This window comes from Acidovorax sp. 59 (genome assembly GCF_002754175.1).
GTDB lineage: Bacteria > Pseudomonadota > Gammaproteobacteria > Burkholderiales > Burkholderiaceae_C > Acidovorax > Acidovorax delafieldii.
The window spans coordinates 4,034,373-4,057,610 of record NZ_PEET01000001.1 but is presented as its reverse complement, the minus strand read 5'-3'; the positions used below and the strand labels follow the sequence as shown (position 1 = coordinate 4,057,610).

Below are 23,238 nucleotides of genomic sequence, written 5' to 3'. Positions count from 1 at the left end.
CCTTGACCATGCTCTACAAGTTCAAATCCCGTGCCACCGCCGACCTGATCATGCTCGAACCCCAGGGGCGCCAGATCGTGACCATCATCGGCAAGACACCCGGCGCCAGCGGCATCGTGACCGCTGCCCAGATTCCCGGCGCCATTGCCGCGCTGGAGGCGGCCGTGATCGCCGACGAAGCCCAGCCCGAAGCCCAGGAAAACGATGAGGCCGCGGCTGAAGAAATCAACGAGGCCGTGCGCCTGCGCCAGCGTGCTGCGCCGTTCATCGAGATGCTCAAGCGCAGTGCTGCGGCGGACGTGGATGTAGTGTGGGGTGTGTGACCTGATCGCGAGTACGTCTGCCGCTAGCGAGCGTTGTTAAGCTTGGCTGCGTACGTTCGGCTGGCGCCGCAGCCAATGGTCGCGCCACGGCTGATGCGGTGGCGCCAACCCTCAATCCACCTTGGCCCCCGACGTCTTCACCACCTGAGCCCACTTCTTGTGCTCGTTGTCGATGTGCTTGGCAAATTCCGCCGGGGTGTTGCCGCCGGGGATGGCGCCTTGTGCCAGCAGCCGCTCCTTCATGGCGGGCGTGGCCAGTGACTTGGCGACTTCCTGCTGAATGCGGTTGACGATGTCGGCGGGTGTGCCCGCCGGGGCCAGCAGACCGAACCAGGAACTGGCTTCGTAGCCCTTGAGTGTGGGGCCGCCCGCCTGCTCCACGGTGGGCACATCGGGCAGGGCGCCCGAGCGCTCGGAGCTGGTCACGGCCAGCGCGGTGAGCTTGCCGGCCTTGATCTGCGCCATGGACGAGGGCAGGTTGTCGAACATCACGTCCGCATTGCCCGCCACCATGTCCATGAGCGCCGGGCCCGAGCCACGGTAGGGCAGGTGCAGCATGAAGGTGCCGGTCATGCTCTTGAACAGCTCGCCGGCCAGATGGATCGACGTGCCGTTGCCGCTGGAGGCCATGTTCATCTTGCCGGGGTTGGCCTTGGCCACCCGGATGAAATCCTGCACGTTGTGAATGCCCTGGGCCTTGGCCTTGTCGGCATTCATCACCATCACATTGGGAACAGCCGCCACCATGGTGATGGGCACAAAGTCCTTGATGGGGTCGTACGGCAGCTTCGCGTACAGCGCACGGTTGATGCCGTGGGTGCCCACGGTGCCCATCAACAGCGTGTAGCCGTCGCCGGGCGACTTGGCGACGATCTCCGCGCCCACATTGCCGCCGGCGCCGGCACGGTTGTCCACGATGAACTGCTGGCCGAAGGCCTTGGACAGCTCGGGCGCCATGGCGCGGGCCAGGATGTCGGTCGTGCCACCGGGCGCAAAGGGCACGACGATGCGCACCGGCTTGGTGGGCCATGCCCCCTGGGCGCGCGCCATGGTGGGCAGCAGCGCCGCCGCGCAGGCCAGTGCCAGCGCACTGGCGGCCAGGGTCAGCGCCTGGCGACGTCGCGCACGAAGTGGGTGCACGGCGACTGTCGCACCGGATGGGCGAGTGGGTGCGTGGAGGGGAATGCGTGCCATGGAGATCGATCCTTGATGTCGGGGAGAGGAGAAAGGTCTGCCCTGGTTCTACGCGCGTTGGCGCATTGGGGGCAGATGGATAACCCCAATCCTGTCGGCGCATGGGATTTGCCAGGCGCTATGTCTTGCGCATGGTGCGAGTAACACCCCACCACACACCCATGAAAAAAGCCGCAACGCGGCGGCTTTTTTGGGGGACTGGCAGGGCTGCGTTCAGACCCCTGCCGGGTGCGGGAGCATCAGTCCGCGTAGGTGCCAGCGGCCTTGATGACGGCGCCCCACTTGTCGATCTCAGCCGCCACAAACTTCTTGTGTTCCGGGCCATCGATGCGCTTGTCGGTGATGACCACAGCGCCCAGGGCTTCCTGCTTCTTGATGAACTCAGGGTCCTTCAGCGCGACCTTGAGGGCTTCGTTGATCTTCTTCTGCACATCGGCTGGCGTGCCCTTGGGGGCGTACAGGCCGTGCCAGATGCTCACGTTGAAGTCCTTCAGACCGGATTCGGCCAGGGTGGGCAGGTCCTTGAGCGCGGGCGTGGTCAGGCGCTTGGCGGTGGTCACGGCATAGGCCTTGACCTTCTTGCCTTCGATCTGGCTGGTGGTGTTGGTGGTCTGGTCGCACAGCAGGTCGATCTGGCCGCCGATCAGGTCGGTGATGGCAGGGGCCGTGCCCTTGTAAGGCACATCCGTCATGTCCGTCTGCAGGGCGGACTTGAACATCAGTCCGCACAGGTGCGAGGCCGCGCCCAGGCCCGCGTTGCCCAGGTTGATCTTGCCCTTGTTCTGCTGGATCCAGGCGGTCAACTCCTTGAAGTTGTTGGCGGGCATGGTGGGGCGAGCGATCAGCGTCATGGGCACTTCGTTGACCATGCCCAGGTATTCAAAGTCGTTGGGTACGCTGAACGACAGCTTGCGGTACAGCGCAGGCATGGTGGACATGCCGATGTGGTTGAGCAGCAGCGTGTAGCCATCGGGTGTGGCGCGGGCTACACGGGCGGCACCGATCGAGCTGCCTGCGCCGGCGGTGTTGTCCACCACAACGGTCGCGCCCAAAGGCTTGCGCAGCGCCTCGGCCAGGTCGCGCGCCACACGGTCGGTGGGGCCACCCGCCGCAAAGGGCACCACCAGGGTGACTGTCTTGTCCTTGGCGGGGAAATCCTGCGCATGGGCGCCAAAGGCGGCCACTGCAGCGGCAGCGACGAGGGCGAGTTTCAGCGTTGTTTTCATGGGTGCTCCTGTAAATGACGGGCCATGATAGCGAGGGGCATTTCCGGCAACATTGCGGATAGTACGTAGCACACAAGCCATATGGTCTTTAAGCCAAAAAGGTCTGTAGCGCAGATATTTATTGGCTTGAATGCTATTCAAAAGATAGCATTTGTAAGGGTAAACACTGCGGTACCCCGGCACGCAAAGTGGACATGTTTTGCGCTGTCGCAAGTGCAGGCGCGATGTCCTGGCCATTGATGTGCATGCACATCTTTTGGGCGCTAGCATGCGTGCCGGCGCTGCCAGCACCGGCTCACGCAGCGCTCCTGCGGCCCCTGCGAGAACGTCAGCGGGCTCTCAGGGGCTACTTGTAGCTGCGCGCGTCTTCGATGACCTTGCCATCGTTGGGCAGTGTGCCCGGGGGCACCATCTGCACCTCGCCGCGCAGCTTGGTCACTTCGCGGATGGCGTCGCTGAGCTGGTGGGCCAGGCCCTCGGCGGTTTCGGTGGTCTCCACCTGCAGCACCATCTGGTCGTTGGCCATCTCGCCGCTGACCACGAGCCGGGCGCGCTGCACCTGTGGAAAGCGCCGCGCGATGGTGGCGATCTGGCCGGGGTGCACGAACATTCCGCGCACCTTGGTGGTCTGGTCGGCCCGGCCCATCCAGCCCTTGATGCGGGTGTTGGTGCGGCCGGTGGGGCACTGGCCCGGCAGCACCGCCGACAGGTCGCCAGTACCAAAGCGGATCAGCGGGTAGTCAGGGTTGAGCGTGGTGATGACCAGCTCGCCCACCTCACCCTCGGGCACGGGGTCGCCCGTGCCGGGACGCACGATCTCGACGATCACGCCTTCATCTAGCACCAGGCCTTCGCGGGCCGAGGTTTCATACGCAATCAGGCCCAGGTCGGCGGTGGCATAGCACTGGTAGCCCGCGATGCCACGCTCGGCAAACCAGTCGCGCAGCGAGGGCGGGAAGGCCTCGCCCGACACCAGGGCCTTGGTGACGGTGGGCAGCGCCACGCCCATCTCTGCAGCCTTCTCGACGATGATTTTCAGAAAACTGGGCGTGCCGATGTAGCCCGCAGGCTTCAGCTCGGCCATGGCCTGCACTTGCTGCTCGGTCTGGCCCGTGCCACCGGGGAAGACAGTGCAGCCCAGCGCGTGGGCGCCGGTCTCCATCATCGAACCCGCAGGCACAAAGTGATAGCTGAAGCTGTTGTGGATCAACTCGCCGCTGCGAAAGCCCGCTGCGTGGATCGCCCGCGCCATGCGCCAGTAGTCGCGACGCGTGCCCTCGGGCTCGTAGATGGTGCCGGGGCTGGCAAAAACCCGGGTCATACCCGGCCCGAAGCCCAGTGCACTGAACCCGCCAAACACGTTGGCCGCGCGGCCTGCCTGCTGGCGCTCCAGCAGCTCGTACTTGCGCGTGACGGGCAGCTGCGCCAGGGCTGCGCGGCCGGTGATGGTGGTGGCATCCACACCAGCCAGGATGCTGGCAAAAGCGGGCGATGCCTTCTGGGCATGGGCGATCTGCTGCGGCAGCGCAGCCATCAGCGCCGCTTCGCGCTCTGCGGGGCTGCGTGTTTCCAGGGCGTCATAGAACGTGCTCATGCCTGGGTTTCCTTGTGAGATTGTTTGAGTGAAATATGCCTCTAGCGCTTTTCGATCAAGCGTAAGCAGCTATAAATTTAAGAGTGAATTCGTCCGCAGTCTGAAAAGGAGTACAGCCCTGGTCTCCCACGCTGCCGAAGGCCAGCGCCACCGCGCAAGGGCCGCCCCGCCGCGCTGGTGGCGTCCCCCTGAGGGGTATGGCGCGTCAGCGCCTCAGGAGGCTCCCTAAGCCAACCAGCGCTTGCGCCGCTTGTAGCTTTTGACATCCTTGAAACTCTTGCGCTCGCCGCCGCCCACGCCCAGGTAGAACTCCTTGACGTCCTCGTTGTTGGCCAGGTCGCTCGCGGCGCCGTCCATCACCACGCGGCCGCTTTCCATGATGTAGCCGTAGTCCGAATACTTGAGGGCCATGTTGGTGTTCTGCTCGGCCAGCAGGAAGGTGACCTTCTCCTTGGTGTTCAGATCCTTCACGATGTTGAACACCTCCTCCACGATCTGTGGGGCCAGGCCCATGGAGGGCTCGTCCAGCAGCACCATGCTGGGGTTGGCCATGAGCGCGCGGCCGATGGCGCACATCTGCTGCTCGCCACCCGAGGTGTAGGCCGCCTGCGAGGTGCGGCGCGTCTTGAGACGCGGAAAGTAGTTGTAGACCTTCTCCAGGTTGGCCGCGATTTCGGCCTTGCTGGTGCGGGTGTAGGAGCCTGTCATCAGGTTCTCTTCGATCGTCAGGTGGGCAAAGCAGTGCCGCCCCTCCATCACCTGCACCACGCCACGCTGCACCAGGTCGGCGGGCGACAGGTTCTCGATGCGCTCGCCACGCAGCTCGATGGAGCCCTTGGTGACCGCGCCGCGCTCCCCCTGCAGCAGGTTGGAGATGGCCCGCAGTGTGGTGGTCTTGCCCGCGCCATTGCCGCCCAGAATGGCCACGATGGAGCCCTCGCGCACCTGCAGCGAGACGCCCTTGAGCACCAGAATCACGTGGTTGTAGATGACCTCGATGCCGTTGACGTTGAGAACGATATTGCTGTTGGAGTCCATGGTCTTGCCTTCCTGTACCAATCCAAAAGGCTGTGGGTCAACCCTTTGGATTGGCGGCTGCTCCCGAGAGCGCAACCGCGAATCACTGGCCGTTGAAACGGTCGCAGCCTGAAATACCAGTGCCACCGTGCAAGGGCCGCCCCGCCGCACCGGTGGCGTCCCCCTTCCCGCAGCGCGAAGCGCTAAGAGAGAAGGGGGAAGCGGCGCAGCCGCTCAGGGGGATGAGCTCAAGACTGGCAATCCGCCGCATCCCGGCGCGTCATCTTCTTGTCGGCCAGGTACTTGTCCGCACCGGCCTTGACCATGGGCTTCAGGATCTGCTCATCGGCCTGGTACCAGTCGGACGAGAAGTTCCACTTGCTGCCATCCCAGGTGTGCACGCGCGCCCAGGTGGAGCCCATGTGGTCGGCGCAGCTGGTGGACAGCGGACGCATCACGCCGCCAAAGCCCAGCGCGTCCAGCTTCTTCTGGTCCAGGGCCAGGTTTTCCATGCCCCAGCGCACTTGTTCGCCAGTCATGACCTTGCCCTTGCCAAAACGCTCCTGCGCGCGGCGCACCGATTCAACGGCCAGCATCTGGATGATCACGCCACGGGTGTACAGCACCGAGCCCACTTCGTCCTTGGGTCCCGTGCCCTGGCCCTTGTCGTGCACGTTCTTCAGGATGTCCTGGATCACCTTGGGCTGCTGGCCCGAGGTGTTCAGGGCCAGCGCGTTGTAGCCCTTGGCGCCTTCGCCCACGTCACGCACATCGGGCTCGGCACCAGCCCACCACACGCCATACATCTTGTCGCGGGGGTAGCCGGTGGCCTGGGCTTCCTTCAGGGCGGTGGAGTTCATCACGCCCCAGCCCCACAGCAGCACGTAGTCGGGGCGGCTCTGGCGCACTTGCAGCCAGGTGGCCTTCTGCTCCACGCCAGGGGCTGTCACTGGCAGCATCTGCAGCTCAAAGCCGTGCATCTTGGCGCGCTCCTGCAGCAGCGGGATAGGCTCCTTGCCAAACGGGCTGTCGTGGTACACCAGCGCAATCTTCTTGCCCTTGAGCTTGTCCAGACCGCCGTTGGCCTTGCCAATGTGCTGGATCAGGATGTCGGCGCCGGTCCAGTAGCTGCCCATGAACGGGAAGTTCCACTTGAATGCCTGGCCGTCCTGCGCCACCGACAGGCCGTAGCCCAGCGTCATCAGCGGAATCTTGTCCACGGGGGCTTTTTCGGTCAGCGCAAACGTGATGCCGGTGGCCTGGGGGTCGAACAGCGACACGCCAGGGCGGCTCTTGAGGCGCTCATAGCATTCCACGCCACGGTCCGTGGCGTAGCCCGTCTCACATTCTTCAAAAGTCAGCTTCACACCATTGATGCCGCCGTCGCGGGCATTGATCATCTTGATGTAATCCTGCTTGCCGTTGGCCCATGGCACGCCGTTGGGCGCATAGGGGCCGGTGCGGTACGACAGCAGCGGGAAGAACTGCTCCTTGGCTTGTGCGAAAGCGCTCGTCGCGATGGACGATGCACCGGCAGCAACCACCGCAGCGGCGATCACGATTTTCGAAAGCTTCATGGATGTCTCCTTTGGATGAATGTGTTGAAGCACGGGAAAAAACAGGACAGATAGACAGTTAACGCGGCAATGCGACAGGCACGTATCGGGACTTGCGAGTAAGGGGTTTCCTGCAATGCCGTCCGGTCAATGGGGGAAGGGCCACAGGCGCAGCTTCTGCTTGGCGGTGGACCACAGCTTGGCCAGGCCATGGGGTTCGACGATGAGGAACCACACGATCAGCGCACCGAAGATCATCAGCTCGGCATGCGAGACGCCCGCCGTGGACACCTCGATGCCAAAGAGCCCCATGAAGGCCGGCAGGAACTGGTTAAGCACGATGGGCAGCACCACGATGAAGGCCGCACCAAAGAAGCCGCCCATGATCGAGCCCAGCCCGCCGATGATCACCATGAACAAGAGGCGGAACGATATTTCCACCGAGAAGGCTGCTGGCTCCCACGCGCCCAGGTGCACAAAGGCCCACAGTGCACCGGCCATGCCCACGATGAACGAGCTGACCGCGAACGCGCTGAGCTTGGCGTACATGGGGCGGATGCCGATCACGGCGGCGGCCACGTCCATGTCGCGAATCGCCATCCACTCGCGGCCAATGGCGCCACGCACCAGGTTCTTGGCCAGCAGGGCCACGATGACCAGCAACGCCAGGCAGAAAAGGTATTTGCTGGTGGCGCTTTCGATGGGCATGCCCAGCACCTGCAGGTTGTTGACCGACACCGACCCCGAGTCGGAGTTGTTGGTGAACCACTTGATGCGCAGGAACATCCAGTCGCTGAAGAACTGCGCCGCCAGCGTCGCCACGGCCAGGTACAGCCCCTTGACGCGCAGGCTGGGCAGCCCGAACAGGATGCCGAAAAACGTGGCGCACAGGCCGCCCAGGATCAGTGCAGGGATCAGCGGCATGCCTGGAAAGCGCACGAAGAAGTTGTAGGCGCCGTAGGCTCCCACGGCCATGAAGGCGCCCGAGCCCAGCGAGATCTGCCCGCAGTAGCCCACCAGGATGTTCACCCCCAGGGCCGCCAGCGCCATGATGACAAAGGGGATCAGGATGGCGCGGAAGATGTAGTCGCTGGCCAGCATGGGCACGGCGATGAAGGCAATGGCCAGGATGATGCCGATGGCAATGCGATCCTGCGCGATCGGAAAGATCTGCTGATCGGCGCGGTAGCTCGTCTTGAACTGGCCGTTTTCGCGGTAGAGCATGGAAGTCTCCTGTTCTTGTTGTTATGCGTTACACGCGGTCAATGATCTTTTCTCCGAACAGGCCCTGTGGCCTGAACAAGAGGAACACCAGCGCCAGCACATACGCAAACCAGATCTCGATGCCCCCGCCCACGAAGGGGCCCAGGTACACCTCGGAGAGCTTCTCGCCCACGCCGATGATCAGCCCGCCGATGATGGCGCCGGGCACCGAGGTGAGGCCGCCCAGGATCACCACGGGCAGCGCACGCAGCGCCACCGTGGTCAGTGAGAACTGCACACCCAGCTTGCTGCCCCAGATCATCCCGGCCACGAGGGCCACGACACCGGCCACGCACCACACGATCACCCAGATGCGGTTGAGCGGAATGCCGATGGACTGGGCGGCCTGGTGGTCGTCGGCCACGGCGCGCAGCGCGCGGCCGGTGGAAGTCTTCTGGAAGAACACCGACAGCAGGGCCACCAGCGCGGCGGCAATGGCGGCGGCAATCACGTCTTCCTTGTTGATCAGGATGCCGCCCTGAAAGAGGCTGTCGAGCATGAAGATCGGCTCCTTGGGCATGCCCACATCGATCTTGTAGATGTCGCTGCCGAACAGCGTCTGGCCCAGGCCTTCCATGAAGTAGGTAATGCCCAGCGTGGCCATGAGCAGCGTGGCGCCCTCCTGGTTCACGAGGTGGCGCAGCACCAGCTTCTCGATCAGCCAGGCCACCACAAACATGATGGCGCCTGCGATCACAAAGGCCGCCAGGTTGGCCACGATGGGGCTGCTGATGCCCGTCCACTTGGGGATCCACTCGGAAAAACGGGCCATGGCCAGCGCTGCGAACAGCACCATGGCGCCCTGTGCAAAGTTGAACACGCCCGAGGCTTTGTAGATCAGCACAAAGCCCAGCGCCACCAGCGAATACAGCATGCCGGCCATCAGGCCGCCGATCAGTGTTTCAAGAAAGAATGCCATGTTGTCTTCTCCTGATCAGTGCGAGGTGCCGAGATAGGCACTGATCACGTCTTCGTTGCTGCGCACTTCGTCGGGGCTGCCGTCGCCGATCTTCTTGCCGTAGTCCAGCACCACCACGCGGTCGCTGATGTCCATCACCACGCCCATGTCGTGTTCGATCAGCACGATGGTGGTGCCGAACTCGTCGTTCACGTCCAGGATGAAGCGGCACATGTCCTGCTTTTCTTCCACGTTCATGCCGGCCATGGGCTCGTCCAGCAGCAGCACCTGCGGCTCCATGGCCAGGGCGCGGCCCAGGTCCACGCGCTTTTGCAGGCCGTAGGGCAGCTGGCCCACGGGTGTCTTGCGGTAGGCCTGGATTTCCAGGAAGTCAATGATGTGCTCGACGTATTCGCGGTGGCGGATTTCCTCGCGCTCGGCCGGGCCGATGCGCAGCGCCTGCATCAGCAGGTTGCTTTTGATCTTGAGGTTGCGGCCGGTCATGATGTTGTCGATCACGCTCATGCCCTTGAACAGCGCCAGGTTCTGGAACGTGCGCGCCACGCCCATCTCGGCCACCTGGCGCGAGTTCATGTGGTCAAACGTCTTGCCCCGGAAGGTGATGGAGCCCTCGGACGGCGTGTACACGCCGTTGATGCAGTTGAGCATGGAGCTTTTGCCTGCGCCGTTGGGGCCGATGATGGCGCGGATCTCATGCTCCTTGACGTTAAAGGAGATGTCGGTGAGCGCCTTCACGCCGCCAAACCGGAGGCTGATGTTCTTGACGTCGAGGATGACGTCGCCGATCTTTTTAGTGGTCATGGTGGGGGGCTTCTCCAGCGGGTAGAGCGCGGGCTTCATGCGGCACTCTTCACAGGCGCAAATGTCTTCGTGTCCGACAGCTTGAGCGTGGCGCTCACGCTACCGGTGCGGCCGTCCTCGAACTTGACCTGGGTCTCGATGTACTGCTCGGTGCGGCCTGCGTACAGCGCATCCACCAGCACGCCGTACTTGTCGGCAATGAAGCCCCGGCGGACCTTGTTGGTGCGGGTGAGTTCGCCGTCGTCGGCGTCCAGCTCCTTGTGCAGCACCAGGAAGCGGCTGACCTGGCTGCCAGCCAGCATGGTGTCGGTGGCCAAGTCGGCGTTCACCTTCTCGATGCACTCGCGGATCAGTTCGTAGACCTCGGGTTTTTGGGCCAGGTCGGTGTAGCCAGCGTAGGGCAGGTTGCGGCGCTCGGCCCAGTTGCCCACGGCGTCGAAGTCGATGTTGACCATCACGCAGACCTTCTCACGCTTGTCGCCCAGGGCCACCACTTCCTTGATGTGCGGGAAGAACTTGAGCTTGTTCTCCACGTACTTGGGCGCAAACATGGCGCCGTCGTTGGCGCCGCCCATGATACGGCCCACGTCCTTGACGCGGTCGATGATCTTGAGGTGGCCGTGGGCGTCCAGAAAGCCCGCATCGCTGGTGTGGTACCAGCCGTCGGCCGTCAGCACCTCCGCCGTGGCGGCCGGGTTCTTGTAGTACTCCTTGAGCAACCCTGCCGACTTGACCAGGATCTCGCCGTTGTCGGCCACCTTGATTTCCACACCGCGAATCGGCACGCCCACCGTGTCGGCGCGTGCCTGGTTGTCGGGCTGCAGGCACACGAACACGGCGGTTTCTGTGGAGCCGTACAGCTGCTTCAAGTTGATGCCGATGGAGCGGTAGAAGGTGAACAGGTCAGGCCCGATGGCCTCGCCCGCCGTGTAGGCCACGCGCACGCGGCTGAAACCTAGGTTGTTGCGCAGCGGGCCGTACACCAGCACATTGCCCAACGCGTACTTGATGCGGTCGAGGGTGCCCACGGGCTCGCCATCCATGAGCGCCGGGCCCACGCGTTTGGCGACGCGCATGCAGGCCTCGAACATCTTGCGCTTCAAGGCGCCCGCGTCTTCCATGCGGATCATCACGCTGGTGAGCAGACCTTCAAAGATGCGCGGTGGCGCAAAGTAGTAGGTGGGGCCCACTTCCTTCAGATCGATGGTCACCGTGCTGGCCGACTCGGGGCAGTTGACCACGTAGCCGCAGGCCAGCCACTGGGCATAGCTGAAGATGTTCTGCCCGATCCAGGCGGGTGGCAGGTAGGCCAGCACTTCTTCGCTGCTGGTGAGCTTGTCGAACTCGGCGCCCGCACTGGCGCGGTCCAGCAGCGTGCTGTGGGTGTGGACCACGCCCTTGGGGTTGCCCGTGGTGCCGGAGGTGAAGAACATTGCAGCCACGTCGCCGGGCTGGGCCTTGGCCACCTCGGCCTTGAACCAGCCGGGGTTCTTTGCAGCAAAGGCCTTGCCGGACTCGATCAGGGCATCCAGCGATGCCAGGCCGGGCTCTGCGTAATTGCGCAGGCCGCGGGGGTCGTCAAAGAAGATGTTGGAGATTTGCGGGCATTGCTCGCGGATTTCGAGCAGCTTGTCCACCTGCTCCTGGTCTTCCACCAGGCAAAAGCGCACCTCGGCGTTGTTGAGCGGGAAGATGCATTCGGCCGCCACCGCGTCCTGGTACAGCGGCACGGGGATGGCGCCCAGCGACTGGGCGGCCAGCATGGTGGCGTACAGGCGGGGGCGATTCGCGCCCACTACCACCATGTGTTCATGGCGCTTCAGGCCCGCCAGGTGCAGGCCGGCCGCTACCTGTTCCACCAGGCGCACCAGGTCGGCCCAGCTGTGGGTTTGCCAGATGCCATATTCTTTTTCGCGCAGGGCCGGGGCATTGGGGCGCTCGGCGGCATGCTTGAGCAGCAGTTGCGGGAACGTGGTCAACATTGCAGGTTCCTGAAAGTGAGAAGGTGTCAGCCCGGCGACTGCCGGGCGCGCAAGCTTGTGATTGCGCGATGGGGGAATGCTAGGACCCACTTTGACGTCATCTTGTCTTGCCGACGACAATTTAGGGGTAACTCCCGGGTGGGTAAAACCCTGCCCACGGGCGGGCGGTATCCTCCGGGGCATGTACGCCCCGTTCTTCGGCCTTCAGCACCCGCCGTTCTCCATCGCCCCCGACCCCCGCTACCTGTTCATGAGCGAGCGGCACCGCGAGGCGCTGGCGCACCTGCTGTATGGCCTGGACGCCGGCGGCGGTTTTGTGCTGCTGACCGGCGAGGTGGGTGCGGGCAAGACCACGGTGTGCCGCTGCTTTCTGGAGCAGATCCCGCCGCATTGCAACGTCGCTTACATCTTCAACCCCAAGCTCACCGTGGGCGAGCTGCTGCGCTCCATCTGCGACGAGTTTGGCGTGCCGCACCGGCCCTCGGTGGCAGGCGTGGAAACGGTCAAGGATTACATCGACCCGCTCAATGCCTCGCTGCTCGCGGCGCATGGCGCCGGGCGCAACACCGTGCTCATCATTGACGAGGCGCAGAACCTGTCGGCCGACGTGCTGGAGCAGCTGCGCCTGTTGACCAACCTGGAAACCAGCGAGCGCAAGCTGCTGCAGATCATCCTGATCGGCCAGCCAGAGCTGCGCACCATGGTCGCCAGCCCGGCCTTGGAGCAACTGGCCCAGCGGGTGATTGCGCGTTTTCACCTCGATGCGCTGAGCGCGCAGGAGACCCAGCAATACATCGCCCACCGCCTGGCCGTGGCGGGCCTGCAAGGCCCGCTGCCCTTTAGTCGCAGCGCCCTGCGGCGGGTGCATGCGCTGTCGCGCGGCATTCCCCGGCGCATCAACCTGCTGTGCGACCGGGCGCTGCTGGGTGCCTATGCCGCCGGGGTGCGCGAGGTCAGCGCCCGCATCGTCCAGCGCGCGGCGGCTGAGGTGTTTGATGCGCCAGCGTCGGCCGCTGCTGCGCGCAACGCCCGTGGCCTGTGGCCGCGCTGGGCGGTTACGGGCCTGGGCGTGGTGGCGGGAGCAGCCCTGGTGGCGGGCGGATGGGCCCTGGGGGCCTGGCCGCAATGGTCTCGGCAAGGCGCCGTGACATCCGCCGTGCCTGCGGGCGCCATGGCCAGCAAAACATCTGCCAGCGCGCCAACGAGCGGCGCTGCCAGCACAGCGGGGGTAATGCCCGCAGCCCCTGCGTCAGGGGCTTCGGCCCCGCGCGGGGCAGCGCCGGTGGCCCTGTCGGACCTGCAGCAGTTTGTGGCCGCACTGCCCGCCAGCGACACCGCCGCCTGGCAGGCGCTGGCCTCGGCCTGGGGTGCCAGTGTGGCCGATGGTGCCGACGCCTGCGCCGCATTGCCCCGCGACGGCTTGCGCTGTTATCGCAACCGCCGCGCCGGCCTGAACCTGGTGCGGCAGATCGATCGCCCAGTGCTGCTCACGCTGTTCCCGTCCGAAGAGGGCGACGTGGCGGTGTCGGCCGTGCTGCGCCGCCTGGACGGCGACACGGCCACGCTGGAAGGCGGGGGCCGCACGGTGCGTGTGCCCGTGGCCGAGCTGGCCCAGGTGTGGCGCGGCGACATCGCCACGCTGTGGCGCACGCCGCCCGATATGCCCGACAAAGGCGACCTGGCGGAGACCCCCGCTGGCGCCGCCTGGCTGGACCAGCAACTGGCCACGGCTGCAGCCGGGGGCACGCGGGCTGCCGTACCTGCAGCCGGCCGCGCGACCACGCCGGCCCAGCGCCAGTCCCGCATCCAGCGCTTCCAGCTCGCCCAGGGGGTGACCCCGGACGGCCGGGCGGGCCCCTTGACCCTCATGCTGCTCAACCGTGTCAACGGCGTGAGCGAACCGCGCTTGCGCACCGGAGGCTGAACCCAGTGTCTTACATCCTTGATGCGCTGCGGCGCGCAGAAGCTGAGCGCGGCCGTGGCGCCGTGCCCGGCATCCATACCCCGGCGGTGCCTGTCCCCGGTGCCGTGCCGGTGGCAGGGCGATCGGCCATCAGCCCGGTGCTGGTGGCCGTGGCGGTGGTGGTTGTGGCTGCTGTGGCGGCCGGTGGTACCTGGTGGTTTATGCAGCGGCCGGTGCCTGCGGGCACCGTCGTTGTTGCTGCCGCGCCCGCCACATCCGCCGCTGTGGCGCCGTCCATGCCGGCGGTAGCGTCCACGGCGCCGCCGGCAGCGCCTGCAGCTCTGCCAGCAGCCCCCGAAGCGGCCCCTGCGGTGGTGGCGGCGGTGACGCCCCCTCCGGCAGCCGCGCCCCGCGCGGCGGCACCGCAGCGGGAGCGGCCCGCGCCGGTGTCCAGCAGCCCGGTCGCGCCGCGCTCCCCCGCCACAGACTCCGAACGGTCACGCCCTGCAGAGCCCGCCCCCCGTGAGCGCGTGCCTGCGGCCCCAGCGCCGCGTGTACCCGACATGGCTGCGGCCAGTCCAGCTCCTTCAGCAGCCCCGGCGGCTACGGGCACCGTGTTTGCCCAGGCCGATCTGCCCGAGGCTGTGCGGGCACAGCTGCCGTCGCTCAAGATCTCTGGGGTCACCTATTCCAGCAACCCGGTGTACCGCATGGCCATCGTCAACGGCCAGGTGCTGCACGAGGGCGACCCGGCCGGGCCGGGCCTGCTGCTGGAGAAGATCGAGCCCGGCCGCACCATCTGGTCGTTCAAGGGCTACCGGTACGGATTGGCTTCGCAATAGCAGTATTTGGGCAAAATTGGCCGGTAGCGCTAGTGCAATATGCGCTGGCAGCTATTTAATTGATAGCAATTGTGTGGGCATGCGCTGAGCCACCTGTGCCGCTCACATTCGCTGAGAACTGGGGGGACCCAGGGCTATCGCAAGAACCGCCCGTCGCGCCCCACCAGCGTGAGCTCCACAAAGCGCGAGGCGTTGCGGTCGGGCGTGCTGGCGCTGATCTCGAACCCGCCCAGGTCCCACTTTTTCAGGTTCCAGGTGGCGTCGATGAAGGCCGCGCGCGTGGGGTTGCGGCCTGCGCGCTGCAGGGCCTCGGCAAACACGCGGGCGTTGATGTAGCCCTCCAGCGCCAGGTGCGAGGGCTCGGCCGTGGCGCCGGAGGCCTTCCAGGCGGCCTGGAATTCGCGCACCACGGGCATCACCACGTTGGAGGGCAGGGGCACCACCTGCGAAATCGCCATGCCCGTGGCGTCCGCGCCCAGGGCTTTGACGGTGGCCGGGGTGCCCATGACCGACAGCGCGTACAGCGTCACGCCCCGCTTGAGCGCGCGGAACGCCTTCACAAACTCCAGCGTGGGCTTGCCCGCCAGGCCAATCACGATGGCCTCCAGGTTGCCGCCCGCCAGTTTGGCTGCGGCGCTGCCCGCGTCCGAGGCATTGTTCTCCACGGTCACCGTGACGGCCTCAGGCAGCTTGAGCCGGTCCATCGACTGCTTGGCGGCGTTGAACACCTCTTTGCCGAACGAGTTGTTCTGGTAGACGATGCCAATGCGCTGGATGCCGATGGTGGACAGGTGCTGCACCAGCTTCTCGGCCTCGTCGGCGTAGCTGGCGCGGATGTTGAACACGTTGCGGGCGTTCTTGGTGCGGCTGAGCTGTGCGCCGGTGAAGGGTGCAAAAAACGGGATGCCGCTTTCGATCACCTTGGGCAGCATGGCGTCGATCATGGGCGTGCCCATGCAGTTGAACAGCGCAAAGTACCCAGGGTCGGCCAGAAACTGCTCCACATTGGCCAGCGCCTTGGGCACGTCGTAGGTGTCATCCTGCGTGACGAGTTCGATGGCCTTGCCATGCACGCCGCCGCGCGCGTTGATGCCCGCAAATGCGGCCTTGGCGCCCTGGTGCATGGCCGAGCCCAGGTCGCCCAGCGGGCCGGTGAGGGCGGTGGATTGCGCGATCTTGATTGCGCCCTCCTGCGCGCGGGCCGCGCCGCTCCAGCCCAGCCCGGGCAGGCCGACGGCCGCTGCGGTGGCGGCTGCGGCGGCCAGCACCTGGCGGCGGGCCAGGGGGCGCGGCGCGGTGGGCGCGGGTGGGACGGTGCGTGCGGTGATGGAAGGGTGTTGGGTCATGGTGCTTGTCTCCTCGGGGGCTCCGGCCCTGTACGGGCGGGGCGCGAGGCGACATCATCCCGTCACGATTGGCATTTTTTTGTCGGTCTGGCGACAATTGGGATCGTGGTATTCCCGCATGCCGGGGCGGCTTCGGGCGCCCTTTTTCGTGAGAACCTTTGCGCCATGGACCCACGCACCCACCAGGACCTGTCGCTGCACCAGCGGCGCCGTTCGCCCACGCCGCAGGAGCTTGACGGTATTCCGTGGCTCGACTTGCTGCTGCCCGCCGAGCGAGAGCGCGCCGTGGCCTCGTTGCTGGTGGGGGACGCCAAGGCGGGCGACTATGTGTGCCGAGTGGGGCGCCCGGTGACCTACTGGTTTGGGGTGGTGGAGGGCCTGCTCAAGATGAGCACCGACAACGCCCAGGGCCAGACCATGACCTATGCGGGCCTGCCGCCCGGCGGCTGGTTTGGCGAGGGCACCACCATCAAGCGCGAGCCCTACCGCTACAACATCCAGGCCCTGCGCAAGAGCGTGGTGGCCGGGCTGCCGATTGACAGCTTTCACTGGCTGCTGGACCACTCCATCGGCTTCAACCGCTTTGTGATGAACCAGCTCAACGAGCGCTTGGGCCAGTTCATTGCAGCCCGCGAGATCGACCGCCTGAACAATCCCGATGTGCGTGTGGCGCGCAGCCTGGCGTCGCTGTTCAACCCCGTGCTGTACCCGGGCGTGGGCGAGGTGCTGCGTATCACGCAGCAAGAGCTGGCCTATCTGGTGGGGCTGTCGCGTCAGCGGGTGAACGAGGCGCTGGCGGCGCTGGAGGCGCAGGGGGCGATCCGGGTGGAGTACGGCGGCCTGCGGGTGCTGGACCTGGCGGCGTTGCGATCCAGTGTGACTCCCCCCTGAGGCGCTGTGCGCCTTCCCCCTTAGGGGGGCGACGCCCTCGCTGCGGGGCGGTCCTTGCTTGGCGCCCCTGGCGTGGAGTGCGCCCGATTGAAGGTCCCGTCAGCTACGTGGCAGTGCGGGAGCGCGGGATGATGGGGCTGAGGCCAGATGGCGCGGGGCTGCCGTGCGCGTGGGCGCTGGCACTGCGGTGGGCGATGCGGAGGCGCTGGCTGTGCCCCAGCTGTTTTCGTCGCCGCCGTCGCGCGTCAGGCGGAAGGTACCCACCATCTGTGTCAGGCGCCCGGCCTGATCCTTGAGGCTGTCGGCAGCGGCTGCGCCTTCCTCCACCAGGGCGGCGTTCTGCTGGGTCATTTCTTCCAGCACACCCACCGACTGGCTCACATGCCCGATGCGCTGGCTTTGCTCCTGCGTGGCCGCCGTGATCTCGCCCATGATGTCGGAGACGCGGCGCACCGACTGCACCAGTTCTTCAATCGTCTTGCCGGCGTGGTTGACGAGCGCGCTGCCCTCTTGCACCTGGTCCACGCTGGTTCCGATCAGCGCCTTGATTTCGCGCGCGGCCTGGGCCGAGCGCCCCGCCAGGTTACGCACCTCGCCCGCCACCACCGCAAAGCCGCGGCCCTGCTCGCCCGCACGGGCGGCCTCCACGGCGGCGTTCAGCGCCAGGATGTTGGTCTGGAACGCGATGCCATCGATCACGCTGATGATGTCGGCGATCTTGCGCGAGCTGGCGCTGATGGTGTCCATCGTGCGCACCACCTGGCCCACCACTTCGCCGCCGCGTGTGGCCGCATCGGACGCGGTGGACGCGAGCTGGTTGGCCTGGCGGGCCGAGTCGGCGCTTTGCGACACCGTGCCGGTCAGGTCCACCAGCGCTGTCGCGGCGCCCTGCAGGTTGTGCGAGGTCTGTTCGGTGCGCTGGCTCAGGTCCAGGTTGCCCGAAGCCACTTCGGAGCTGGCCACCAGGATGGAGTCGGCGGTCTGGCCGATTTCGCCCACCAGGGTGCGCAGGCGCTCCTGCATGGCGGCAATGGCTTCGAGCAGGCGGCCAGTTTCGTCGTGGATACGCACTTCGACCTGCGAGGTGAGGTCGCCGCGTGCAATGCGTTCGGCCACCACGACTGCGCGGCCAATGGGGGCGGTGATGCTGGCCGTGATGCGCCAGGCAATCAGCGCGCCCAGCCCGATGGCCAGCAGCACCAGCAGCCCACCCACCACGCGGGCACTGCTCTGGGTTTGCTCTGCCGAGACCGTGGCCTCGGCATTCAAGGTGTTTTGCAGCTCGATCAGTTCGCGCAGCTTGGCGCGCCAGGCGGTTTCTGCGGGGGCCACGCGTGTCATCAGCGCCAGCGTGGCGCTCACGGTGTCGCCGTCGTCAGCGGCCTTGATGGCGCTGTCCAGTTCGGGGCGGGTCTTGCCGCCCAGGGCCTGCACCTCGGTCAGCAGCTTGAGTTCTGCGGGGGTGGCCGTGGCAGGGGTGAGCAACTGGGTCAAAGCAGCTTCTTGCGTGGCGTATTCTTTGAGCGTCTTGCCCACGGCCCCGATCTGCTCGCGCGCCTGCTTGGGGTCGATGTCGTTGAGCATGGCGGCGGAGCGGCTCTGGATGCCGATGGCGCTCACGCTTTCCAGCATGCCGTTGACCAGCTTGGCCTTGTTGGCGCCCACTCCGGTGATCTGCGTCATCTGATCGTGCACTTTGCCCACGGACAGCTGGCCCACTGCCGCCACCGCCACCAGGAGTACCAGCATGCAGCCGAACCCCAGGCTGAGCCGGCTGGAAATCGACAGGGATTTGAAGGTGGAAGCAGCCGGCATGGGGGTCCTTGGGTATCGAAAAGGATCAAAGCGTGATCAAACGGGGGCCTCTGCGCAAAGCAATAACGGTGCCCACCGGCCGCCGCGCGTCCGTTGAACGGGCGCTGGAGTCGGTGCAGTGTAGGCAATAACAACAAAATGTGTCATGAGCGTTGAGGATGGTCCCATGCCCGATCTGCATAGCCGTGTTTGTTACAAATGCCGCGCCGCACGACCCTGGTGCACTGGCGCCAAAGTGCAACAGAAGGTGGTGCTGAAATTATTCGCAAAACCATCGCAGTCGCCTGTAATGAATACCTGTGTTGCTATCAAAAACAAAGTGAATGTGGGGCTTGGGGTTTGCCCTTGCCCACGCCACGGGCGCTACCGATCAGGTATAAACCTGTAACACTTGCGAGGTCTTTCATGCATCCGTTTTTTCCCTCCTCCACGCTGCGCACCACCCTCGCTGCAGCCGCCCTGGCCTTGCTGGCCGGCTGTGCGGCACCCCGGCACGACACCGGTTTGCGCGATACCCTGGTGGCCGTGACGGCCTCGCATGAGCTCATTACCTTCCAGGCCGCGCAGCCCGAGCGCATCCTGGAGCGGCGCCCCGTGACGGGCCTGGCGCCAGGCGAGCGGCTGGTGGGCATCGACTTCCGCGTGGCCAAGGGCGTGCTCTATGCGCTGTCGCAGGCGGGCCGCCTGTACACGCTCGACATCCCCACCGGCGCGCTGCGCCCGGTGGGCCCTGCACCCGCCGCGCTGGCGCTGCAAGGCGCAGTCTTCGGCTTTGATTTCAACCCGGCAGCCGACCGTATCCGGGTGGTGTCAAACACCGGCCAGAACCTGCGTCTGCACCCCGACACCGGGGCGGTGGTCGATGGCGACACTGCGGTGGAAGGGGTGCAGCCCGACCCCAGCCTGCGCTACGCCTGGGGCGACGTCAACGCCCGCCGCAGGCCCGACATTGCCGGTGCCGCCTACACCTACAACCCCAACGACAGCAAGATCACCACCAACTACGCCATCGACCGTGCGCTGGGCGTGCTGGTGATGCAGGGCTCGCGCGAGGGCACCCAGCCCGTGGTGTCGCCCAACGCCGGGCAGCTGCGCACCGTGGGCCCGCTGGGGCTGGGGCCGCTCACGGACGTGGGTTTTGACATCGCCGACGTGGGCAACACCGCTCTCATCGCCGTGCGCACCGCCGCCGATATCCAGACCCGGCTGCACCAGGTGGACCTGGCAACCGGCGCCACCCGCCCCCTGGGCCTGGTGGGCGATGGCGCGCCCCTGGTGGGCCTGGCGATCGAACCATGAGGCCGGACGGCCTGCCGACGCTGCGGCCGCGCGCGGTGCACCAAGCCTTGCGTCACGCCATGCGTACCTCGTCAGCGGCACTCGCTGCGCTGGCGTTGGTGGCCGGCGGCGCACAGGCAGGCACCGTGCAGGTGGATGTGTCCGACGCTGCGGGCAAGCCTGTGGCCGATGCGGTGGTGTTCCTGGACTCGGCCGAGGCGCGCAAGCAGGTCAAACCGCTGACCGGTGTGGAGATGGCGCAGGAGAAACGGCAGTTTGTGCCCGGCCTGCTGGTGGTGCCGGTGGGCACCGAGGTGCTGTTCCCCAACCGCGACTCGGTGCGGCACCATGTGTACTCCTTCTCGCCGGCCAAGAAGTTCGAACTCAAGCTCTACAGCGGCACGCCATCCAACCCGGTGCTGTTTGACAAGGCCGGTGTGGTGGCCCTGGGCTGCAACATCCATGACCAGATGGTGGGCTGGGTGCTGGTGGTGGACACGCCGTACTACGCCCGTACCCCCGCCGCCACGGGCAAGGCGCAGCTCGACAATGTGCCGCCCGGCACCTACACGCTGCGCACCTGGCACACCCGCCTGCCGGTGGGTGCCCCAGCCCTGGAGCAGGCGCTGACCGTGCCCGCAACAGGCTCCGCCATGGCGTCGGTGCGCATGACGGGGTTGCAACCTTGAAGCGGCTGCGCCTGGCCCGGCGCAGCCTGATCCTGCGGTTGGTGGGGTTGTCGCTGCTGCTGCTGCTCATCGTGCAGGCGGCAGGGTTTGCCGTGGTGCGGGCCTCCATCGACCGCAATGCCCGCGCCCAGATCGCGCGGGCCCTGGACCTGGACGAAAACATCTGGCGCCGCCTGCTCGACCAGAATGCCGAGCAGCTGCGCCAGGGATCGGCCCTGCTCGCGGCTGACTATGGCTTTCGCTCGGCGGTCAACTCGGGGGACGAGGAAACCATCCAGTCGGTGCTGGAGAACCATGGCAGCCGCATCGGCGCAGCCGTGACTGCGCTGCTCGGAACGGACCTGGAGCTGCGCGCGGTCAGCCTGTCCGACAGCATGGAGCAATTCCCGGCCACGCTGCGGCAGGTGGTGCCGCGCCTGGCGCAGCAGCCCCAGGGCAGCCAGATTGCGGTGATGGATGGCGTGCCCTACCAGTTCGTGATGGTGCCCATGCGTGCGCCGGTGGTCATTGGCTGGGTGTTGATGGGTTTTCGCATCGACCAGTCGCGTGCCGACGAAATGCGGCAGCTCTTGTCGGTGCATGTGGCCCTGATGATCAAGTCCCCGGAGGGAGCGATGACCCTGTCGGTCAGCACCTTGCCCGCAGATGCGCGGGCCTTGCTGCTGAGCACCGGTGGCGCGGCAGGCGAGCTGCAGACAGTCGAGGGCACCTTGCTTGCGCGCTCCAGCAAGCTCGACAGCGTGGGGGGGGAGGTGCACTCGCTGCTGCTGCGTTCGGTGGACGAGGTGGTGGCGCCTTATCGCCAGCTGCAGGTGTTGCTGGCCATCATCACCGTGGCGGGCGTGCTGCTGTTTGCGGCAGGCACGGGCCTGGTGGCGCAACGGCTCACCACGCCCCTGCGCTCGCTGCTGGCGGCCACGCAGCGGCTCTCGCGCGGTGAATACGATGTGCCGCTAGAGCACACCGACCGCACGGACGAGATCGGCAACCTGGCGCGCTCGTTCGACCACATGCGCGTGGACATCGGCGCGCAGCAAACCGAAATCCGCCGCCTGGCCTACTGGGACCGCCTGACGGGCCTGCCCAACCGGGAGCGCTTTCGTGACGCCGTGGTGCAGGCCATCGCCGCAAGTGCCGATCCTGCGCAGCCGCTGGCCGTGCTCACGCTGGACCTGGACCGCTTCAAGCATGTCAACGACGTGCTGGGCTACGCCTTTGGCGACCGCCTGCTGCAGGCCGTGGCCGAGCGTCTGAGCCAGCAGGTGCGTTCGCCCGATGACATGGTGGCGCGCCTGGGGGGCAATGAGTTCGCCATCCTGCTGCAGCGCGCCGATGCCGCTGCGGCACACGAGATTGCCCAGCGCATCAACCAGTCGTTCGAGGAACCGCTGGCCTTTGAGGACCAGACGGTGGACCTGAGCGCAGGCATTGGTTTTGCCTGCTGGCCGGGCAATGCGGGTGACGCCGACACGCTGCTCAGCCGCTCTGAAATCGCCATGTATGCCGCCAAGCGCAAGCTCAGCGGAGCCCTGCAGTACGACGCAGCGTTTGATTCGTCCAGTGCGCAGACCCTGTCGCTGCTGACCGAGCTGCGCCACGCCGTGGAGCACCATGAGTTGCGCCTGTACCTGCAGCCCAAGGTGCCCTTGCACGGGCAGCCGGGCCTGGCGGCCGAGGCGCTGGTGCGCTGGCAGCACCCGCAGCGCGGGCTGGTGCCGCCCATGCAGTTCATCCCGTTTGCCGAGCAGACCGGGTTTGTGCGCCACCTCACGCTGTGGATGTTTGAAGAAGTCGCGCGCCTGCTGGCCGACCCGCGCACGCAGGGCCTGCCGCTCAGGGTGTCGGTCAACCTCTCCACCCGCGACCTTCTCGACCCCGAGTTGAGCCACCGGCTGGCTGACATCCTGGCGCGCCACGGAGTGGCGGCCAGTGCCTTTTGCCTGGAGATCACCGAAAGCGCGATCATGGACGACCCGCAGCGCGCCGAGGCCATGCTCAACCGCCTGTCGGAGCAGGGTTTCAAGCTGTCCATCGACGATTTCGGCACGGGCTATTCGTCGCTGGCCTACCTCAAGCGCCTGCCGGTCGATGAGCTCAAGATCGACAAGTCATTTGTGATGGGCATGGAGACGGGCGAAGACGACGCGATGATCGTGCGCTCGACCATCGACCTGGCGCACAACCTCGGGCTCACAGTGGTGGCCGAAGGCGTGGAGACAGCCGCCATCCTGGAGCGCCTGCGCCTCCTGGCCTGCGACGAGGCGCAGGGGTATCACATTGCGCGGCCCCTGCCGGTGGATGATTTCCTGGCCTGGCAGGCCCGCCAGGGGTAGCTGGCGCCAGGCCGTTGCATCTCAAGTTTGGGGGCTAAGAACCTGTTCAAAGCAGTTCACAGGCGAAAATACACGCAATGTCTTCCTCCTCCTCTCGCCCGCCTGCGGGCTCCGCTGCTGCCCCAGCCTCTGACGCTGGCGGCTCCACGCCTGCTTCTTCCTCTGCGCCTGCCGCGCGTCCCGTGCTGCGCCGCCCGACCCTGGCGGCCAAGCCTGCGCCTGCACGGCCTGCGCCGCCACCCAGGGCCCCCCGTCCCTCCCGCGCT

At 66.1% G+C, this 23,238-nt stretch carries 18 protein-coding genes; 7 read left to right on the top strand and 11 right to left on the bottom strand.

Translation table 11 applies throughout. The features are described 5' to 3' along the window. Positions 1-8: 8 nt before the first annotated feature. Positions 9-323 (top strand): DUF1840 domain-containing protein, encoded by a 315-nt coding sequence (locus CLU87_RS18455; RefSeq protein ID WP_056059719.1) that lies wholly within the window; start codon positions 9-11, stop codon positions 321-323. Between the two features lie 111 nt (positions 324-434). Here the strand turns inward: CLU87_RS18455 and CLU87_RS18450 are convergent, their stop codons facing one another. The 9 genes from CLU87_RS18450 to CLU87_RS18410 form a co-directional block, all read right to left on the bottom strand. Further along, positions 435-1,508, bottom strand: coding sequence for a Bug family tripartite tricarboxylate transporter substrate binding protein (locus tag CLU87_RS18450; RefSeq protein ID WP_369804342.1), 1,074 nt, complete (start codon positions 1,506-1,508; stop codon positions 435-437). A gap of 248 nt (positions 1,509-1,756) precedes the next feature. Beyond that, the gene (locus CLU87_RS18445) at positions 1,757-2,743 is read right to left on the bottom strand and encodes a tripartite tricarboxylate transporter substrate-binding protein (RefSeq protein WP_056059714.1); all 987 of its coding nucleotides are present in this window, start codon (positions 2,741-2,743) and stop codon (positions 1,757-1,759) included. Positions 2,744-3,089: 346 nt separating this feature from the next. After that, positions 3,090-4,337, bottom strand: a complete 1,248-nt coding sequence (locus CLU87_RS18440; RefSeq protein WP_056059711.1) for a phenylacetate--CoA ligase family protein — start codon at positions 4,335-4,337, stop codon at positions 3,090-3,092. Between the two features lie 225 nt (positions 4,338-4,562). After that, positions 4,563-5,375, bottom strand: a complete 813-nt coding sequence (locus CLU87_RS18435) for an ABC transporter ATP-binding protein (protein WP_056060067.1) — start codon at positions 5,373-5,375, stop codon at positions 4,563-4,565. A 227-nt stretch (positions 5,376-5,602) separates the two neighbouring features. After that, positions 5,603-6,931, bottom strand: a complete 1,329-nt coding sequence (locus tag CLU87_RS18430; protein ID WP_056059709.1) for an ABC transporter substrate-binding protein — start codon at positions 6,929-6,931, stop codon at positions 5,603-5,605. 126 nt (positions 6,932-7,057) lie between these two features. After that, on the bottom strand, positions 7,058-8,134 hold the full coding sequence (locus CLU87_RS18425) for a branched-chain amino acid ABC transporter permease (protein ID WP_056059708.1): 1,077 nt from the start codon (positions 8,132-8,134) through the stop codon (positions 7,058-7,060). 28 nt (positions 8,135-8,162) lie between these two features. Next, on the bottom strand, positions 8,163-9,092 hold the full coding sequence (locus CLU87_RS18420; RefSeq protein WP_099731398.1) for a branched-chain amino acid ABC transporter permease: 930 nt from the start codon (positions 9,090-9,092) through the stop codon (positions 8,163-8,165). A 15-nt stretch (positions 9,093-9,107) separates the two neighbouring features. Then, entirely contained in the window at positions 9,108-9,893 is a 786-nt protein-coding gene (locus tag CLU87_RS18415; RefSeq protein ID WP_056060064.1) for an ABC transporter ATP-binding protein, read from the bottom strand. Positions 9,894-9,928: 35 nt separating this feature from the next. Beyond that, a complete protein-coding gene (locus CLU87_RS18410; RefSeq protein ID WP_056745640.1) occupies positions 9,929-11,875 on the bottom strand; it encodes a long-chain fatty acid--CoA ligase in 1,947 nt (648 codons plus the stop codon). 181 nt (positions 11,876-12,056) lie between these two features. Here CLU87_RS18410 and CLU87_RS18405 point away from each other — a divergent pair, with 181 nt between their 5' ends. Together CLU87_RS18405 and CLU87_RS18400 are read left to right on the top strand one after the other, a co-directional pair. Further along, complete coding sequence (locus CLU87_RS18405) at positions 12,057-13,799, top strand: ExeA family protein (protein WP_099731397.1); 1,743 nt, start codon at positions 12,057-12,059, stop codon at positions 13,797-13,799. A gap of 5 nt (positions 13,800-13,804) precedes the next feature. After that, positions 13,805-14,620, top strand: a complete 816-nt coding sequence (locus CLU87_RS18400; protein WP_099731396.1) for a general secretion pathway protein GspB — start codon at positions 13,805-13,807, stop codon at positions 14,618-14,620. A 134-nt stretch (positions 14,621-14,754) separates the two neighbouring features. On the opposite strand, the gene CLU87_RS18395 is transcribed toward CLU87_RS18400, so the two are convergent. Beyond that, complete coding sequence (locus CLU87_RS18395; protein ID WP_099731395.1) at positions 14,755-15,966, bottom strand: ABC transporter substrate-binding protein; 1,212 nt, start codon at positions 15,964-15,966, stop codon at positions 14,755-14,757. Positions 15,967-16,131: 165 nt separating this feature from the next. Between CLU87_RS18395 and CLU87_RS18390 the strand changes: the two genes are divergently transcribed. Then, positions 16,132-16,857, top strand: a complete 726-nt coding sequence (locus CLU87_RS18390) for a Crp/Fnr family transcriptional regulator (protein WP_056059696.1) — start codon at positions 16,132-16,134, stop codon at positions 16,855-16,857. A gap of 99 nt (positions 16,858-16,956) precedes the next feature. Here CLU87_RS18390 and CLU87_RS18385 read toward each other — a convergent pair whose 3' ends face one another. Further along, entirely contained in the window at positions 16,957-18,672 is a 1,716-nt protein-coding gene (locus CLU87_RS18385; protein ID WP_099731394.1) for a methyl-accepting chemotaxis protein, read from the bottom strand. A gap of 405 nt (positions 18,673-19,077) precedes the next feature. On the opposite strand from CLU87_RS18385, the gene CLU87_RS18380 reads away from it, so the two are divergent. Genes CLU87_RS18380 through CLU87_RS18370 form a run of 3 tightly spaced genes read left to right on the top strand, consistent with a single transcriptional unit; the run spans position 19,078 to position 22,972 of the window. Continuing rightward, on the top strand, positions 19,078-19,971 hold the full coding sequence (locus tag CLU87_RS18380) for a DUF4394 domain-containing protein (RefSeq protein ID WP_099731393.1): 894 nt from the start codon (positions 19,078-19,080) through the stop codon (positions 19,969-19,971). Between the two features lie 59 nt (positions 19,972-20,030). Further along, entirely contained in the window at positions 20,031-20,639 is a 609-nt protein-coding gene (locus CLU87_RS18375) for a methylamine utilization protein (RefSeq protein WP_099732238.1), read from the top strand. Further along, positions 20,636-22,972, top strand: coding sequence for a bifunctional diguanylate cyclase/phosphodiesterase (locus CLU87_RS18370; protein ID WP_099731392.1), 2,337 nt, complete (start codon positions 20,636-20,638; stop codon positions 22,970-22,972). The genes CLU87_RS18375 and CLU87_RS18370 overlap by 4 nt, the downstream gene beginning before the upstream one ends. Positions 22,973-23,238: the final 266 nt, after the last annotated feature.

What these genes read in the sequence shown, in the direction of transcription:
- CLU87_RS18445 (WP_056059714.1), bottom strand. Translation starts at nt 2,743, where the DNA reads ATGAAAACAACGCTGAAACTCGCCCTCGTCGCTGCCGCTGCAGTGGCC.
- CLU87_RS18415 (WP_056060064.1), bottom strand. Translation starts at nt 9,893, where the DNA reads ATGACCACTAAAAAGATCGGCGACGTCATCCTCGACGTCAAGAACATC.
- CLU87_RS18435 (WP_056060067.1), bottom strand. Translation starts at nt 5,375, where the DNA reads ATGGACTCCAACAGCAATATCGTTCTCAACGTCAACGGCATCGAGGTC.
- CLU87_RS18395 (WP_099731395.1), bottom strand. Translation starts at nt 15,966, where the DNA reads ATGACCCAACACCCTTCCATCACCGCACGCACCGTCCCACCCGCGCCC.
- CLU87_RS18420 (WP_099731398.1), bottom strand. Translation starts at nt 9,092, where the DNA reads ATGGCATTCTTTCTTGAAACACTGATCGGCGGCCTGATGGCCGGCATG.
- CLU87_RS18375 (WP_099732238.1), top strand. Translation starts at nt 20,031, where the DNA reads ATGCGTACCTCGTCAGCGGCACTCGCTGCGCTGGCGTTGGTGGCCGGC.
- CLU87_RS18385 (WP_099731394.1), bottom strand. Translation starts at nt 18,672, where the DNA reads ATGCCGGCTGCTTCCACCTTCAAATCCCTGTCGATTTCCAGCCGGCTC.
- CLU87_RS18455 (WP_056059719.1), top strand. Translation starts at nt 9, where the DNA reads ATGCTCTACAAGTTCAAATCCCGTGCCACCGCCGACCTGATCATGCTC.
- CLU87_RS18380 (WP_099731393.1), top strand. Translation starts at nt 19,078, where the DNA reads ATGCATCCGTTTTTTCCCTCCTCCACGCTGCGCACCACCCTCGCTGCA.
- CLU87_RS18440 (WP_056059711.1), bottom strand. Translation starts at nt 4,337, where the DNA reads ATGAGCACGTTCTATGACGCCCTGGAAACACGCAGCCCCGCAGAGCGC.
- CLU87_RS18425 (WP_056059708.1), bottom strand. Translation starts at nt 8,134, where the DNA reads ATGCTCTACCGCGAAAACGGCCAGTTCAAGACGAGCTACCGCGCCGAT.
- CLU87_RS18405 (WP_099731397.1), top strand. Translation starts at nt 12,057, where the DNA reads ATGTACGCCCCGTTCTTCGGCCTTCAGCACCCGCCGTTCTCCATCGCC.
- CLU87_RS18430 (WP_056059709.1), bottom strand. Translation starts at nt 6,931, where the DNA reads ATGAAGCTTTCGAAAATCGTGATCGCCGCTGCGGTGGTTGCTGCCGGT.
- CLU87_RS18410 (WP_056745640.1), bottom strand. Translation starts at nt 11,875, where the DNA reads ATGTTGACCACGTTCCCGCAACTGCTGCTCAAGCATGCCGCCGAGCGC.
- CLU87_RS18390 (WP_056059696.1), top strand. Translation starts at nt 16,132, where the DNA reads ATGGACCCACGCACCCACCAGGACCTGTCGCTGCACCAGCGGCGCCGT.